Below are 14,075 nucleotides of genomic sequence, written 5' to 3' on the forward strand. Positions count from 1 at the left end.
AAAAAAATCCCGGCAACCTATCAGGATGCCGGGATTTTTTTGTTGAAAAACTTAAGCTTCTAAGCATTACATGCTTTATTCTTCTCAGCTTCAGTCAGTGCAACCATATCGCGTAAAATTTTTAAGGTTTCTTCCGCCTCTTTAGGATCAAGCTTACGCAAAGCAAATCCGGCGTGAACAATGAGGTAATCATCGATTTCAACTTCATCGGGCAAGAGCATGAGTGACGCATCAAGATAGGTCTCGCCCTCACCCACTTTACATTTTGCAACTTGATCTTCAATGGACTTAATTTGAACAGGAATAGCTAAACACATGAAAACACCCCTTCTCGGCGATTACGCCATCTTTTCATAACTGCCGCCGGCAGCGGAAACTTCCTCAAGCACCTTTTCCATCATAAATGGAAGCCGCTCCAGCGTTACATCAGAAACTTCATCGTGCATGGTCTGGTAATCCTTCGGCTCTACTCCGATAACCACACATTCAGGACGCCTGTCACACAATTCACACAGGACCATTGTGTCAAGCAGATCAGTCTGATGCATTGAATCCTTGAAAGCCAGACTCCTACGCAAATCTTCTCCTGTCAAGCGGTAAACCGAACCCGGTTCGTCATTGCCCAGCACCGCGTCCACTACAATCAAGAATTCACATTCCATCATGGGGCCCATCAGCTTGGTGCCCAGTGTTCCACCGTCCATGACTTCCACGTTGTCTGAAAATGAGTACTGAGTCATCAGTTCATTTACAACTTTCACGCCGATCCCTTCATCAGTAAAAAGTATGTTTCCAACACCCAAAACTAATATCTTTTTCTCTTCGGTCATTCAGATGCCTCCGGCGGCTCTCCGAGGGCCAGAGGGAAAAACTTTTGCAAAAGCTTTCCCCTCTGGACTCCCCTTTTCAAAACCTTTTAACGAGCTTCGCTACGGGTTTTGACAAAAGTTCAATGCAATCCATTTCTATTCCATCCCTATAGATTTGTGTAGCTCAATTCGGAATGGTAATTCAATAGAAAAATCAAAATATTACGTATAAAAATTAAAAAACGGGAACCCGCATTGCGGGCTCCCGTAATATTTCCTTGAAGCTTGAACCAACTAGAGGATCTTAAACTTGTGAACTTCGTTGGTTGCAGCATCAATGACGTGTACGCCACAGGCGATACAGGGGTCATAGGAGTGAACAGTACGCAGAATTTCAACAGGACGCTTAGCGTCTGCGATGGGAGTACCCATAAGGGCTTCTTCAACTGCGGACATCTTGTTCTGGTTACAGCGGGGACCGAGGTTCCAGGTTGAAGGAACAACCAGCTGGAAGTTTTCAATCTTTCCGCCCTTAATCTTGATCCAGTGAGACAGACCGCCACGAGGTGCGCCGACATAACCGACGCCTTCAGCCTCATCAGGCATTTCCCATTCAACAGCGAGATCAGTGTTACCGGAAGCAACATTATCTTCAAGATTGTTGACCCAATCAGCCATCTTCTTACCGACAACAGCAGTCTGGATACCACGTGCAGCTGTTCTACCAAGAGTGGAGAACAGTGCTTCGGGACCAACACCGAGGGTGCTGAGAACATGGTTGACAACAGGAACAACGTCCTTGTTGCCACGAGCGTAGGAAACGAGCATCTGTGCCAGCGGCCCCACTTCCATGGACTCGCCTTTGTAACGGGGAGCTTTCATCCATGAATAACGGTCACGGTCTTCATAATTGGTGTACTTAGGCTCAGTTTCACCTTCGTACGGATGCAGTGAAGAATCACCGTCATACCAACTGTGACTGATATCTTCTTTGATGGAATTAGGATTGAAATCCATGATGTTACTAAGGTCGCGATTCATAATCACGCCCTGCTCAAGATAGCGGCTGTTGATATCGTTTTCAACATCAGGGAATTCACCGAAAGTCAGGAAGTTGGTGGTTCCGCCGATACCGGCCCAGTCTTTATAATAGGAAGCGACCATCAGCAGATCAGGAATGTAGCATTCGTTAACGAAAGCAAGGGTTTCGTTGTAAAGGTCCTTGAATTCCTGAATACGTTTTTTGGACAGGGATTCGTAACAGGTCACGCCACCCACGATAGTGAACTGGGTATGCGGGTTCTTTGCGCCGAAAACAGCCATTGCACGTGCAGCTTTTACCTGAAGATGCAGACCTTCAAGATAATGCGCGGTGGCGATGAGGTTTTCTTCGGGACGCAGGTAATATGCATCATGACCGCCGAGGAAGTAAGCATTGGTGAAGATACCGAGCTGGCCGGAATCAACAAATTTTTTCAGCTTTTCCTGAACAGCTTTCAGATCTTCAGGCTTGGTTACGCGAGAAGACTGGCTGTTTGCGATCTTGGCAGCTTTGACCGGATCAGCCTGAAGCGCACTTACAACATCAACCCAGTCAAGAGCATGCAGATGATAAAAATGCACAATATGGTCATGCAGATACTGCGCGCCCAGCACCAGATTACGGATAAGACGTGCATTTTCGGGCATATTTTTATCTACGCCGACAGCATTATCAACACAACGGGTGGAAGCCAGTGCGTGAGTGTAAGTACAAACACCGCAGGAACGCTGGGTAAAATGCTGAGCATCACGAGGATCACGGCCTTTCAGGATAATTTCCAGACCGCGGAAGAGCTGGGAACTACTCCAGACATTACTTACTTTACCATTTTCGACTTCCACTTCAATCTTGAGGTGACCCTCAATTCTGGTAAGCGGGTCGACAATTACCGGACCGGTGTAGTTTTTATCAAAAGGGGTCGCCGCTACTGCGGGGCCCGATTTAGCCTTGCAACCAGACATATACAATCCTCCAAATGAATAGAAAGTTAGCTTTAAACTTCTATGTAGTTGACAGCACTAGCCCTGCTCGTAGAACGGGCTCATTTCATCCCAGAAATCGGGCTCACTGCAACCGATGCAGGGGTGACCGGCCTCAACAGGCCAGTTGGTCTGATTAAACTTGACTTTCGGACAGTTGTTATAAGTGTCCGGTCCCTTACATCCAAGCTCGTACAGGCAGTAGCCTTTCTTGGCTTCTTCGGATGAGAAGGAAGGTGCAAATTCATCATTATCAAAATGCTTGAGTCTCGGGCAGTTATCATGCACAGACTCACCGTAGAAGAGAGACGGACGACCGATATCATCGAGTTCGGGAATCCCCTTGGTCAGGTAATGAACAACGGTTCCAACGAAGTTGAACGGGTTGGTCGGGCAACCGGGCAGGTTGACAGTAGTTACGCCGCCGAGAGCCTTGGAAACGCCGACAGCTTTAGATGGGTTGGGTGCGGCAGCCTGAACGCCGCCGTAACAGGCGCAGGTACCGATGCAGATGGTTGCTTTAGCGTTAGGAACAATTTCCTCCACGATTTCAAGCATGGTTTTACCACCTACTTTACCCCATGCTCCACCTTCGATGGTGGGGATGGCTCCTTCGACAACACAGATGTAACCATCAGGAGAATGAACCGCCTCGTGCAGTGCTTCTTCAGCGGCATGACCTGCGGCAGCCATGATAGTTTCATGGTAGTCGAGAGAAATGGTGTCGAGAATAAGAGCATCAATATAAGGAGAAACAGTACGAAGAACAGCTTCTGAGCAGCCTGTGCATTCAGCTGCATGCAGATAAACAACAGAAGGACGCTTTTTCTGAGTCAGGGCTTCCGCTACGGTAGGCGCAAAAGCGGGTCCCATACCCATGACGGCGGCGGTTGTTGCGCAGAACTTCATGAAATCGCGGCGGGAGACGCCATTCTGCTCAAGGCGTTTTTCCGCTCCATCCTTTCCGAGTCCCACAGAGAATTTCATAAAAACCTCCATCCTCTAATTAAAGATCAGTGGGGTTTACCCCCTGACATTGCGGGCTTCGATCAAAGACAGGAAACGTTCCCGCCACAAAACCGCAATGTAGTCTAATTTTTTCCATCAGCTCCGGCTTTTTAGCATCAGTCTTACTTTGATACTAACTCTCACACAGACGCTAATGTATTGAAAATTCTAATTACTCTTAAACCATTTTACTATGACAGCGTCAACCCCAAATGGAAGATTATTGTTTTTGATGCATATTTGAGTGGTTCATAGATAAAAACTACACTAAATAACATTAAATTATAATTCATATGCATGAAGCAACAACGCACTATAGCTTTGTTGCCTCTCACAACAAAAGCCTTACGCTCAAAATAACAAACATGCATTTCGCACAATCTTTAAAAATATAACACGCAAAAAAAAGCGCAACTCAAAAGAGCTGCGCTACGCAAGAAATATTATATAAAACAAGGACTAAGCGTTGTCAGCTTGACGTCCTTTTAACCGCTCAACAACTTTCTCCTTAATTTCAGCAAAAATTTCATCAGGAGTCTGGTCAGCATTAACAACTACTATACGTTCATTATTAAGTGCGGCCCAAGTCAAATAACCTTCCCGCACCCTACCGTGAAAATCGAGAGACTCAGCTTCAAACCGCCCTTCTTCCTGCATTTTGTTTTCCTGCAAATTGCGAGTCATGGCCCGTTTCAAGCCGATTTCAGGTTCAATATCAAGCAGGACAGTTAAATCAGGCCAATTCCCGGAAACCGCAACGTCATTAAGTTCACGCAAGAGCTTTGGATCAAGTCCGCGCCCATATCCCTGATAGACAATAGTTGAGTCGGCAAAACGATCGGAGATAATAATCTTCCCGGCATCAACAGCAGGCTTGATCACCTGTCCTACATGCTGGGCCCGGTCAGCCAGATAAAGAAAAAGCTCACATTCCCCAGTAATGTCGGTGCTGTCCATATTGAGCAAAATCTTACGCAGTTCTTTTCCTATGCGGCTGCCGCCCGGCTCAAGGGTAACTTCAACATCGTGCCCGGACTCTTCAAGAAATTCAGTAAGCATCTTGATCTGGGTCGTTTTACCGGTCCCTTCTATGCCTTCAAAGGTAATGAACATTGAGCCTCCGATTTTTTAAGTTCACACTTGCTTGACGGGTTATCGGGTGATTTTTCCGCCTTATATAAATATCTCTCCAGAAACCGCTGATACGGAGTCCAGCTGTTGTCTGAGCCTTCCAACTTACCTAATTCCGCGAATATTGTATTCATTTTTGCGTCAATATTATCAGCAAAATGCAGAATAAACGCTTCCGGGGTTTTTGGACGTTTTGGAGCACCGAACTCATACTCCCCGTGATGGGAAAGAATCAAATGTTTCAAGTGAAGCTTTAACTTTGGATCAAGATCCTTGGCCTTCTGTAAAAACGGCTCCAGAATTTCAACCCCGATGTGAATGTGACCGAGCAAACGACCTTCGTCTGTGTAATCATTAGTCAAACCTCCGGAAAGCTCCCATGCCTTACCAAGATCATGAAAAATTGCAGCAGCAAGGACAACCTGCCGGTCAACTTCCGGGTAATTATCACAAATAGACATGCACAGCTTGGCAACAGCCAATGTATGCTCCAGCAATCCACCCACATATGCGTGGTGGACCGCCTTGGCTCCAGTGGCAGTCAGTAACCTGTTATGTACAGTTTCATCTTTAAGAACCCGGCGGCAGAATTTTTTCCATGGAATATGAACCATATGCTCGGCAATAAGGTAGTCCAAATCCTGCATCATATCTTCGGGCTTTTCTGCGCTGGAAGGAAGAAAATCTGTGATATCCAGCCCGGCGACTTCAGGGTCAATGATATTGAGGACTTCTACAGTAAGCTGCGGTTTATCCCGGTAAGCTCCGACCATTCCTCCGGCAACAACAAACATCCCAGCTTCAAGAGATTGAAAAGATAGACTTAAAGGACTCCAGATCTTTGCCTCAACCGCTCCGGAATTATCCTGAAGACGCAGATTCCAGAACGGACCGTTTCGGGATTCACGTAGTTGAGCATCGCCGATAAGGAAGACATCCTTAACTCTCTCTCCGTTTATAAGATCTTTAATATATGTATATTTTTGTGACACTTCTTGCTATTCCTGAATTGCTTTGATACCTCGCCAACAGGCAACGTTTTTTTATACTTGTCAACGGCGTTTTTATATAACTGCCCGGAATTTGTATTCATAGTCAACCCACGGGAAGACTGTCCAATTATTTTTGAAATGTCCACCGGAGAAAGCTGATGAACATACTTCTGACCAACGATGACGGCATTCAGGCTGTAGGCCTGCGCGCACTTTATCACGGCCTGAAAAGAGCCGGAATGAATGTTCAAGTGGTCGCCCCGGTTACAGAGCAATCTGCTGTGGGTCACGCCGTATCGCTCTCTTCGCCCCTTCGAGTCAAGAGATTTGAAGAAAACGGCTTTACCGGGCTGGGTGTTTACGGGACTCCTGTAGATTGCGTCAAGCTCGGCCTGACCACCCTGCTCGAAAAAAAACCGGACATCGTTGTCTCCGGCATCAACAGCGGAGCCAATGTAGGCGTTGACATTCTATACTCGGGAACAGTCTCCGCCGCAACCGAAGGCGCCCTCATGGGCTACCCGGCAATGGCGGTTTCTTACGACAGCTTTAAACCGGAAGAGCTGACCGATCAAGGGGATTACTGCGCTGAGCTGCTCAAGAAAATTCCTTGGGACAGTCTCGGAGATAAAACTATGGTCAACCTCAATTTCCCGGCGGTCCCGGTTAAGGATGCCGGGGGACTGAAAATCTGCCGCCATACCCGTGTTTCCTGGCAGGACTGGTATGAAACACGCGAAGACCCGCGCGGACATAAATATTACTGGCTTGACGGAGTGATGCCCAAAGATAAAATAAGCTCCGGCACTGATCGGGATCTGTTGACTAAGGGGCATATAACCATGACCCCGTTGCATTTTGATTTTACGGATCGTGAGGCAATTACAACTCTGGAGCAAAGCTTCGGGGTATAGTCCATGTACTTTTTCAAGAGTGTGTGGACATTTAGTTTCATGATAGGGTATATAAAGTGTATTTGGAACCAATTTGCGGCAATAGCAACTGAATAAGGGAAGTACGGCAGGCAAAAATATTTTGTTTGCCCGATAAAAATTTCAGAAAAACTGCCGCGTCATCATTTAAGTATCGTTATCCATTAAGGAGGATTACATGCCACTAGTTTCGCCCAAGGAAATGTTCGAGGGAGCCTATGCCGGCGGCTATGCCATTGGCGCGTTCAACGTGAACAATATGGAGATCATTCAGGGAATCATGGAAGCGGGAAGCGAGGAGAACGCTCCCCTTATCCTTCAGGTTTCCGCCGGTGCAAAAAAATATGCCGGATTGGGCTACATCACCAAACTGATGGAAGCAGCCTTGCTGGAAACCGACCTGCCGGTAGTGCTTCATCTCGACCACGGCGCAAACTTTGAAATCTGCAAAGAAGTAATCGACGGCGGATTCACATCTGTTATGATCGACGGTTCACATCTTTCATTCGACGAAAACATCGCGATGACCCAAAAAGTTGTTGAGTATGCCCATGACAAAGGTGTGTGGGTTGAAGCTGAACTTGGTCGCCTCGCCGGAGTTGAAGGTCATGTTTCTTCTGAAAAGAGCATCTACACCGATCCTGACGAAGCGGTTGAATTCGTAGAGCGCACAGGCTGCGACTCCCTCGCAATCGCTATCGGCACCAGTCACGGTGCATATAAATTTACCGGTGAAGCAAGACTCGACTTTGACCGTCTTGATAAGATCGCCTCCATGATGCCGAATTACCCCATCGTGCTGCACGGCGCATCCAGCGTTGTTCCCGAGTTCGTAGCTATGGCCAACGAATTTGGTGGAGACATCGCCGGCGCAAAGGGTGTCCCCGAAGATCTGCTTCGCAAAGCCGCTTCCAAAGCAGTCTGCAAGATCAACATCGACACCGACATCCGCCTTGCAATGACCGGAGTTATCCGCAAATTCATGGCTGAAAACCCCACTGTATTCGATCCGAGAGGCTATCTTGGAGAATCACGTAAGGCCGTTAAAGAGATGGTCCGTCACAAAATCATCAACGTGCTGGGCTGCTCCAACACTGCATAATTTTTACAGGCCGTTTTTAGGGAATTAACGGCCTGTATTATAAACCAGGGACCCGCATCTTTATATAGATGCCAAAGGGAAGAATGTCTCAGGGCAAAACACGCCGCAACCAGGGAAAATCGCGGCCCAGTAGTGTTTGGCCCCGGAAATCTTGAATTGAACCGGATCAGCTAAGGGAGCTTTCCGGATTTCAGGCTTTCTGAGATATAATAAGGAGAAAACAAGCAATGGCTGTAAAAGTTGGTATTAATGGGTTTGGCAGAATCGGGCGCTACCTCGTCCGCCTGATTCACGACAGTAAGGATTTTGATCTCGTTGCCGTCAACGCCCGTGCATCAAACGAAGACCTCGCTCTTCTGTTCAAGCATGATTCCGTTCACGGAACTTTCCATGCCGATGTTGAAGCAAATGATGATGGCTTCACCATCAACGGCAAACAGATCAAGGTAACCAGATGCGCTCCCGGTGAGTGGCTCTGGAAAGACCTCGGCTGTGACATGGTTATTGAAACAACAGGTAAATTCCGTGACCGTGCCAGCTGTGAAAAGCATCTGGCCTGCGGTGCGAAAAAAGTTGTCCTCAGCTCACCCGGTATTGATTCCGATACCACAATCGTTATGGGCGTAAATGATGGCGACCTTAAACCGGAACACAACATTGTTTCCGGCGCATCCTGCACCACCAACTGTCTTGCTCCCGTTGCCAAGGTCATCAATGATGAATTCGGCCTTGAACGCGGACTGATGACAACTGTTCATGCATACACCATGAGCCAAAGAGTTCTGGATGGTTCCCATAAAGATATCCGTAGGGCCCGTGCCTGCGCGGTAAATATGGTTCCCACCACCACCGGTGCGGCCAAGGCCGTAACCATGGTTATTCCGGAACTGGAAGGTAAACTGGACGGTATGTCCATTCGCGTTCCCACCCCCAACGTCTCCCTCGTGGATCTGACTTGCGACCTCGGCCGCAGCACCACCAAGGAAGAAGTTAACGCCGTGCTTGCCAAGGCTGCCAATGAGCACATGGGCTACACTGAAATGCCCCTCGTCTCCACTGACTATCTCGGCGACACCCATGGCGGTGTTGTTGACGGTCCTTGCACCGAAGTTATGGACGGCAAAATGCTCAAACTCATCATCTGGTACGACAATGAAGCAAGCTTCACTAACCAGCTCGTCCGTTTGATGATCAAAGTAGCTGGAATGATGTAGAGAAAATTCTCATCGAGATTAAAAATCCCTCTCCATTTAATTAAATGGAGAGGGATTTTTTAATTCTCAGTAAAAAAGTGCCAGCATTTCATCCAAATTGTCATTGACCTTACCAAATTCATAACCTTCTGGATTTGTCTCCTGTTTAATAGTAGCAAATAGATATGTTTGCTTCTGACGGTCATCAACTAAAGGCCGATAATAAAAAAACTTACCTTTTTGATTCCCTGCTTTTTTGTTTAATCCTTCTAGGTTTTTGTTACCTTCTTTACAAAGGAACAGAATCGCTTGGCTATAACTGGCAATGGTTCCGAATTCCGGGATTTATTTTCAGTTTTAATGAAGGAAAATTCATTGCAGGCCCTTTACTGCAAGGATTGGCTGTTACTCTGGAAATTACCGGATTAAGCTTTATCCTGACCTTTGTGATAGGTTTGGGGACAGCCATTATGCGCTTATCCAATTCTTTTACAGCGAAAGGGTTATCCCGCATCTATCTTGAGATAATCCGCAACACCCCTCTGCTGATCCAGCTCTTTTTCATTTATTTTGTTGTTGCTCCCATAATCGGGATTAACGGATTCTGGGCTTCAGTTATTGCGCTCAGCCTTTTTGAAGGTGCTTACGCATCTGAAATATTCAGAGCCGGGATAACTTCCATTGACAGAGGCCAATGGGAAGCAGCCTACAGTTTGGGAGGAGACAAAAGATTCGCTTACCTGAATGTAGTCCTGCCGCAGGCAGTGCCGCGCATCGCCCCGCCACTTGCAGGACAGGCTATTGCGCTGGTTAAAGATTCTGCGCTGGTCAGCACTGTTGCCATCTATGATTTGACCATGCAGGGCCAGTCCATAATCTCTGAAACTTTTCTGACTTTTGAAATATGGTTTGTTGTTGCAGCCATATATCTTTCCATCACGCTTTTGCTTTCGTGGACACTTGATAGTGCCGCCCGTAAATTTAAAAGCGAATGGTAAAAAACCATTTAAGCATTCTGGAGACAAAATGACCTTATGGAGAACAATTACTGTCGGTATCACTACCGCGATTCTGATCATGGGACTCTCTTCTGCCGTCTGGGCCGGAGATGCAAGACAAAACCTTTCGCAGGACAGTGCCCTTGAAAAAGTCCTCAAACGGCAGACTCTCAGAGTAGGATTTTCTACCTTTAAACCATGGGCCATGAAAGGCAAGAACGGTGAATTCATCGGTTTTGAAATCGATGTGGCCAAACGGCTTGCTTCGGACATGGGTGTAAAAATCCGCTTCATCCCCACTAAGTGGGATGGCATCATCCCCGCTCTGCTCACCGGTAAATTCGATATCATCATCGGCGGCATGGGCATTACCCCTAAGCGCAATCTCAAGGTCAATTTTTCCGATCCATATGAATTCAGCGGTATGTCCATCGTAGCCAATAAAGATGTGGCTGCAGACAAATCCTCGCTGAACGATTTTAATAATGCTGACACCCGTGTTTCCGTTCGCCTTGGAACTACAGCTGAAAAAGCAGCTAAAAACTTCCTGCCCAAAGCGAATATCCTTAAATTCAACGACGAAGCGGCCTCAATTCAGGAACTGCTTAACGGCAAGGCGGCCTGCCTCGTGGCGTCCAATCCCCTGCCGGAAACACTTGTGAAAAAATACCCCGGCAAGCTTTACCTGCCCTTGCAAGCCGACTTCACCAGTGAACCTATCGGCTTCGCGGTCCGCAAAGGTGATCCTGATTTTATGAACTTCCTTAACAACTGGATCAGGGTTTGCAATTCCGAAGGCTGGCTCCAGTCCCGTTACAACTACTGGTTTAAAACCGAAGACTGGAAATCACAGGTGGAATAATCAAAGTATGCTTGATTAACCAAACAAGATCCTCTCACGTCAAAAATGTCATGAGAGGATCTTGTCTACACCTTTAAATCGCATATAATCACCATTTAGAGCGACAGTTTTGTCCTTTTTTATTAATCACTTCCGATTTTTTTTACTATAGCTTACAATAAGAATAGCCAATATTTTAATAACGCTTTTTTGCTCGAGAGCGACAACGTCATCCCTCGTAAAATTAAAAGCGTATATTAACCATCGGAGGTAATGATGAGCCTGTTGAGAACTGTCTGCGTAAGTATTGTAACTGCTATCCTGATCATGAGTCTTGCTTCGGTAGGCATGGCAAATGACACACGACAAGAACTTTCAAAAGACAGCACCCTTGAAAAAGTCCTCAAACGCAAAGCACTCAGAGTTGGTTTTTCCACATTTAAACCATGGGCCATGAAAGGCAAAAACGGGGAATTTATCGGCTTTGAAATTGATGTTGCCAAACGGCTTGCTTCAGATATGGGTGTGAAAATCAGATTTATTCCCACCAAGTGGGACGGCATAATCCCCGCTCTGCTGACCGGGAAATTTGATATCATCATCGGTGGAATGGGCATCACCCCAGCACGTAACCTTAAGGTCAACTTTTCCGATCCTTATGAATACAGCGGCATGTCCATTGTCGCCAACAAGGACGTGGCAACCGGGAAATTAACCCGTGCAGACTATAACAACGCAAAGACCGGCGGAGCAGCACGTCTTTCCGCTCTTGAAGATTTTAACAACCCTAGAATCAGAGTTGCGGTTCGCCTCGGCACCACTGCTGAAAAAGCGGCTAAAAACTTCCTGCCCAAGGCAAATATAGCAAAATTCAATGATGAAGCGGCTTCAATTCAGGAATTACTAAATGGCAATGCAGCATGCCTTGTTGCCTCCAATCCCTTACCGGAAACACTTGTTGAAAAATACCCCGGCAAGCTTTACCTTCCCCTGAAGTCTGACTTTACGCAGGAACCTATCGGTTTTGCTGTACGTAAAGGAGATCCGGATTTCCTGAACTTTCTCAACAACTGGATCAGGGTTTGTAATTCCGAGGGCTGGCTTGAAGCACGCTACAACTACTGGTTTAAAACCAACCAATGGAAATCACAGGTTGAATAGTTTCTAATTATGTTTGATTCACAAAAAAAAATCTCCTCCCGTGATGTCTTGCTGCTGGCATGCATCATGGGAGGAGTTGTTTTACTTTTCCACCATCTGGCTCAAGGTCTTAATTACAATTGGGACTGGTCCGTCATTCCCGGCTACATCGCACGCTTTGACAGCGAGTCAGGAAACTGGAGAGCCGGACTGCTAACTCAGGGATTACTGGTTACCCTGCGCCTTTCACTATGGTCTATCCTGTTGGCCCTGCTTGCCGGAACGATTATGGGTATGTGGAGAGTCAGTCCACGCCCCCTGCTGCGCATGATCTCAAGCAGTTATGTGGGACTGGTTCGCAATATTCCACCGCTGGTGCTGATCTTTATTTTCTATTTCTTTCTTGGTGACCAGATAATGCAGGCAACCGGGATTACTGAACTTTCATATTCATTGAACGACAGCAGCTCCCCTGTACTGACCACTCTATTCGGCCCGGTGGAACAGCTTCCGGCTTTCCTTTCCGGGGTGCTGACCATGGCCCTTTTCGAAGGTGCATACATAACCGAGATTGTCAGAGCGGGAATTGAATCAATCGACAAGGAACAGTGGGAAGCTTCAGCTGCGCTTGGTTTCAACAGACGCAATCAGCTTATCCACATCGTTCTGCCGCAAGCATTTTCACGTTCACTGCCGCCACTTGCGGGACAATTCATATCCACAATCAAAGACTCATCCATTGTCTCGGTTATTTCCATTCAGGAACTCACCTTTGCCGGACAGGAACTCATGTCCGCAACGTATCGAACCTTCGAAATCTGGTCGCTGGTCATTGCAATGTATTTTCTTTTGACTTTTCCCTGCTCAATTGCTGTACGTGAACTTGAAAAAAAAATGAACAGTCACAGAGGATCTCATCATTGATGAACTAAAACCGCCTGCCCAGTAATAGCGGCTCCACAGGTTTCAAAATGATCTTCAATTACAGGGCTGCCTTGAGTGAAATATTGTTCGATACTATCAGTAATTTCTAAGAAAGCGTCTACAACGACAGGATCGAACTGGCTCCCGGAGCAGGATTTTATCTCTTCCACAATCTGTCCAAATTCAATGGCCTGCCTATAAGGACGATTGCTGGCCATAGCTGAAAGCGTGTCAGCTACAGCTATTATCAGTGCTCCGAAAGGAATCTGTTCCCCTTTCAGGCCATGCGGGTACCCTCCGCCGTCATACCGCTCATGGTGATGCAAAATAATTCCGGTAATATGGTCCAAACCGGAAACCGAAGCTACAGGCTTTACTATATCCGCACCGATAGTCGGGTGCTGTTTGACGGCTTCATATTCTTCATCAGTCAACCTGCCCTCTTTTTTCAAAATTGAATCAGGAAGGCCTATTTTGCCGATATCATGCAGATGACCTGCAATATGTAATAGCTCGCAATCCCTTTCAGGCAGCCCTAATTGCACACCTAAAGCTTGTGAGACAACCGCCACCTCTTCAGAATGTGAACAGGTATAATGATCCTTGGCATCAATTGCATTTCCCAATGACTCTGCAAATTGATGAACAGTCATACTCGCAACACTGTTGTCGCGCCTTTTTTTTCTAGTAAAAAAATTTATTATCTTTCTCATAGCTCACCATCAATATTGATATATGAATTAATTGTATTCCTGAGTGGAAATCTATTTTAATCGAAAATGATTGTCAATTGCATTTACGTTAAATTTTTAGTTTAAAATATAATGAGTTAGAATTCATTTATAAATTTCAATAAAATATGAATATTTAAAGGACAACTCAGTTAAAAAACCAGACATCTGCCTGAAATCTTGTTAGTTTTCACTAAATCGTAACATTTAAGACACAGTAAAAAATCATTCGGGACATAGATTGCCTTCAAC

At 46.3% G+C, this 14,075-nt stretch carries 14 protein-coding genes; 7 read left to right on the forward strand and 7 right to left on the reverse strand.

All coding sequences use genetic code 11. The annotated features are described in order from the left end of the window. Positions 1 to 59: 59 nt before the first annotated feature. The 6 genes from FMS18_RS18360 to FMS18_RS18385 form a co-directional block, all read right to left on the reverse strand. Positions 60 to 317, reverse strand: a complete 258-nt coding sequence (locus FMS18_RS18360; RefSeq protein ID WP_163296127.1) for a HypC/HybG/HupF family hydrogenase formation chaperone — start codon at positions 315 to 317, stop codon at positions 60 to 62. A gap of 21 nt (positions 318 to 338) precedes the next feature. Next, positions 339 to 830 (reverse strand): HyaD/HybD family hydrogenase maturation endopeptidase, encoded by a 492-nt coding sequence (locus FMS18_RS18365; protein ID WP_163296128.1) that lies wholly within the window; start codon positions 828 to 830, stop codon positions 339 to 341. A gap of 273 nt (positions 831 to 1,103) precedes the next feature. After that, entirely contained in the window at positions 1,104 to 2,813 is a 1,710-nt protein-coding gene (locus tag FMS18_RS18370) for a nickel-dependent hydrogenase large subunit (protein ID WP_163296129.1), read from the reverse strand. Between the two features lie 57 nt (positions 2,814 to 2,870). Then, complete coding sequence (locus FMS18_RS18375; RefSeq protein ID WP_163296130.1) at positions 2,871 to 3,818, reverse strand: hydrogenase small subunit; 948 nt, start codon at positions 3,816 to 3,818, stop codon at positions 2,871 to 2,873. A gap of 480 nt (positions 3,819 to 4,298) precedes the next feature. After that, positions 4,299 to 4,952 carry a dTMP kinase gene (tmk, locus tag FMS18_RS18380; protein WP_163296131.1) on the reverse strand — a complete coding sequence of 218 codons (654 nt, stop codon included), beginning with the start codon at positions 4,950 to 4,952 and terminating at the stop codon, positions 4,299 to 4,301. Continuing rightward, positions 4,928 to 5,962 carry an HD domain-containing protein gene (locus tag FMS18_RS18385; RefSeq protein ID WP_163296132.1) on the reverse strand — a complete coding sequence of 345 codons (1,035 nt, stop codon included), beginning with the start codon at positions 5,960 to 5,962 and terminating at the stop codon, positions 4,928 to 4,930. Before FMS18_RS18385 ends, tmk begins: the two co-directional genes overlap by 25 nt. 158 nt (positions 5,963 to 6,120) lie before the next feature. Between FMS18_RS18385 and surE the strand changes: the two genes are divergently transcribed. The 7 genes from surE (at position 6,121) to FMS18_RS18420 (ending at position 13,092) form a co-directional block, all read left to right on the forward strand. Further along, positions 6,121 to 6,876, forward strand: a complete 756-nt coding sequence (gene surE / locus FMS18_RS18390) for a 5'/3'-nucleotidase SurE (RefSeq protein ID WP_163296133.1) — start codon at positions 6,121 to 6,123, stop codon at positions 6,874 to 6,876. 196 nt (positions 6,877 to 7,072) lie between these two features. Then, a complete protein-coding gene (gene fba / locus FMS18_RS18395; protein WP_163296134.1) occupies positions 7,073 to 7,996 on the forward strand; it encodes a class II fructose-1,6-bisphosphate aldolase in 924 nt (307 codons plus the stop codon). 227 nt (positions 7,997 to 8,223) lie between these two features. Beyond that, entirely contained in the window at positions 8,224 to 9,210 is a 987-nt protein-coding gene (gap, locus tag FMS18_RS18400) for a type I glyceraldehyde-3-phosphate dehydrogenase (protein WP_163296135.1), read from the forward strand. A 164-nt stretch (positions 9,211 to 9,374) separates the two neighbouring features. Then, the gene (locus tag FMS18_RS18405; RefSeq protein ID WP_163296136.1) at positions 9,375 to 10,187 is read left to right on the forward strand and encodes an amino acid ABC transporter permease; all 813 of its coding nucleotides are present in this window, start codon (positions 9,375 to 9,377) and stop codon (positions 10,185 to 10,187) included. Positions 10,188 to 10,215: 28 nt separating this feature from the next. Beyond that, on the forward strand, positions 10,216 to 11,049 hold the full coding sequence (locus tag FMS18_RS18410) for a transporter substrate-binding domain-containing protein (protein WP_163296137.1): 834 nt from the start codon (positions 10,216 to 10,218) through the stop codon (positions 11,047 to 11,049). A 255-nt stretch (positions 11,050 to 11,304) separates the two neighbouring features. After that, positions 11,305 to 12,189 (forward strand): transporter substrate-binding domain-containing protein, encoded by an 885-nt coding sequence (locus FMS18_RS18415; protein ID WP_163296138.1) that lies wholly within the window; start codon positions 11,305 to 11,307, stop codon positions 12,187 to 12,189. 9 nt (positions 12,190 to 12,198) lie between these two features. Beyond that, positions 12,199 to 13,092, forward strand: coding sequence for an amino acid ABC transporter permease (locus FMS18_RS18420; protein ID WP_163296139.1), 894 nt, complete (start codon positions 12,199 to 12,201; stop codon positions 13,090 to 13,092). On the opposite strand, the gene FMS18_RS18425 is transcribed toward FMS18_RS18420, so the two are convergent. After that, a complete protein-coding gene (locus FMS18_RS18425) occupies positions 13,086 to 13,805 on the reverse strand; it encodes an HD-GYP domain-containing protein (RefSeq protein ID WP_163296140.1) in 720 nt (239 codons plus the stop codon). The genes FMS18_RS18420 and FMS18_RS18425 overlap by 7 nt on opposite strands. Positions 13,806 to 14,075 lie beyond the last annotated feature (270 nt).

The organism is Desulfovibrio sp. JC022, assembly GCF_010470665.1.
GTDB lineage: Bacteria > Desulfobacterota > Desulfovibrionia > Desulfovibrionales > Desulfovibrionaceae > Maridesulfovibrio.

Excerpts from the sequence above, each read along its gene's own strand:
- FMS18_RS18415 (WP_163296138.1), top strand. The coding sequence starts at position 11,305 with ATGAGCCTGTTGAGAACTGTCTGCGTAAGTATTGTAACTGCTATCCTG.
- FMS18_RS18410 (WP_163296137.1), top strand. The coding sequence starts at position 10,216 with ATGACCTTATGGAGAACAATTACTGTCGGTATCACTACCGCGATTCTG.
- tmk (WP_163296131.1), bottom strand. The coding sequence starts at position 4,952 with ATGTTCATTACCTTTGAAGGCATAGAAGGGACCGGTAAAACGACCCAG.
- surE (WP_163296133.1), top strand. The coding sequence starts at position 6,121 with ATGAACATACTTCTGACCAACGATGACGGCATTCAGGCTGTAGGCCTG.
- gap (WP_163296135.1), top strand. The coding sequence starts at position 8,224 with ATGGCTGTAAAAGTTGGTATTAATGGGTTTGGCAGAATCGGGCGCTAC.
- FMS18_RS18425 (WP_163296140.1), bottom strand. The coding sequence starts at position 13,805 with ATGAGAAAGATAATAAATTTTTTTACTAGAAAAAAAAGGCGCGACAAC.
- FMS18_RS18405 (WP_163296136.1), top strand. The coding sequence starts at position 9,375 with ATGTTTGCTTCTGACGGTCATCAACTAAAGGCCGATAATAAAAAAACT.
- FMS18_RS18370 (WP_163296129.1), bottom strand. The coding sequence starts at position 2,813 with ATGTCTGGTTGCAAGGCTAAATCGGGCCCCGCAGTAGCGGCGACCCCT.
- FMS18_RS18360 (WP_163296127.1), bottom strand. The coding sequence starts at position 317 with ATGTGTTTAGCTATTCCTGTTCAAATTAAGTCCATTGAAGATCAAGTT.
- FMS18_RS18365 (WP_163296128.1), bottom strand. The coding sequence starts at position 830 with ATGACCGAAGAGAAAAAGATATTAGTTTTGGGTGTTGGAAACATACTT.
- FMS18_RS18375 (WP_163296130.1), bottom strand. The coding sequence starts at position 3,818 with ATGAAATTCTCTGTGGGACTCGGAAAGGATGGAGCGGAAAAACGCCTT.
- fba (WP_163296134.1), top strand. The coding sequence starts at position 7,073 with ATGCCACTAGTTTCGCCCAAGGAAATGTTCGAGGGAGCCTATGCCGGC.
- FMS18_RS18420 (WP_163296139.1), top strand. The coding sequence starts at position 12,199 with ATGTTTGATTCACAAAAAAAAATCTCCTCCCGTGATGTCTTGCTGCTG.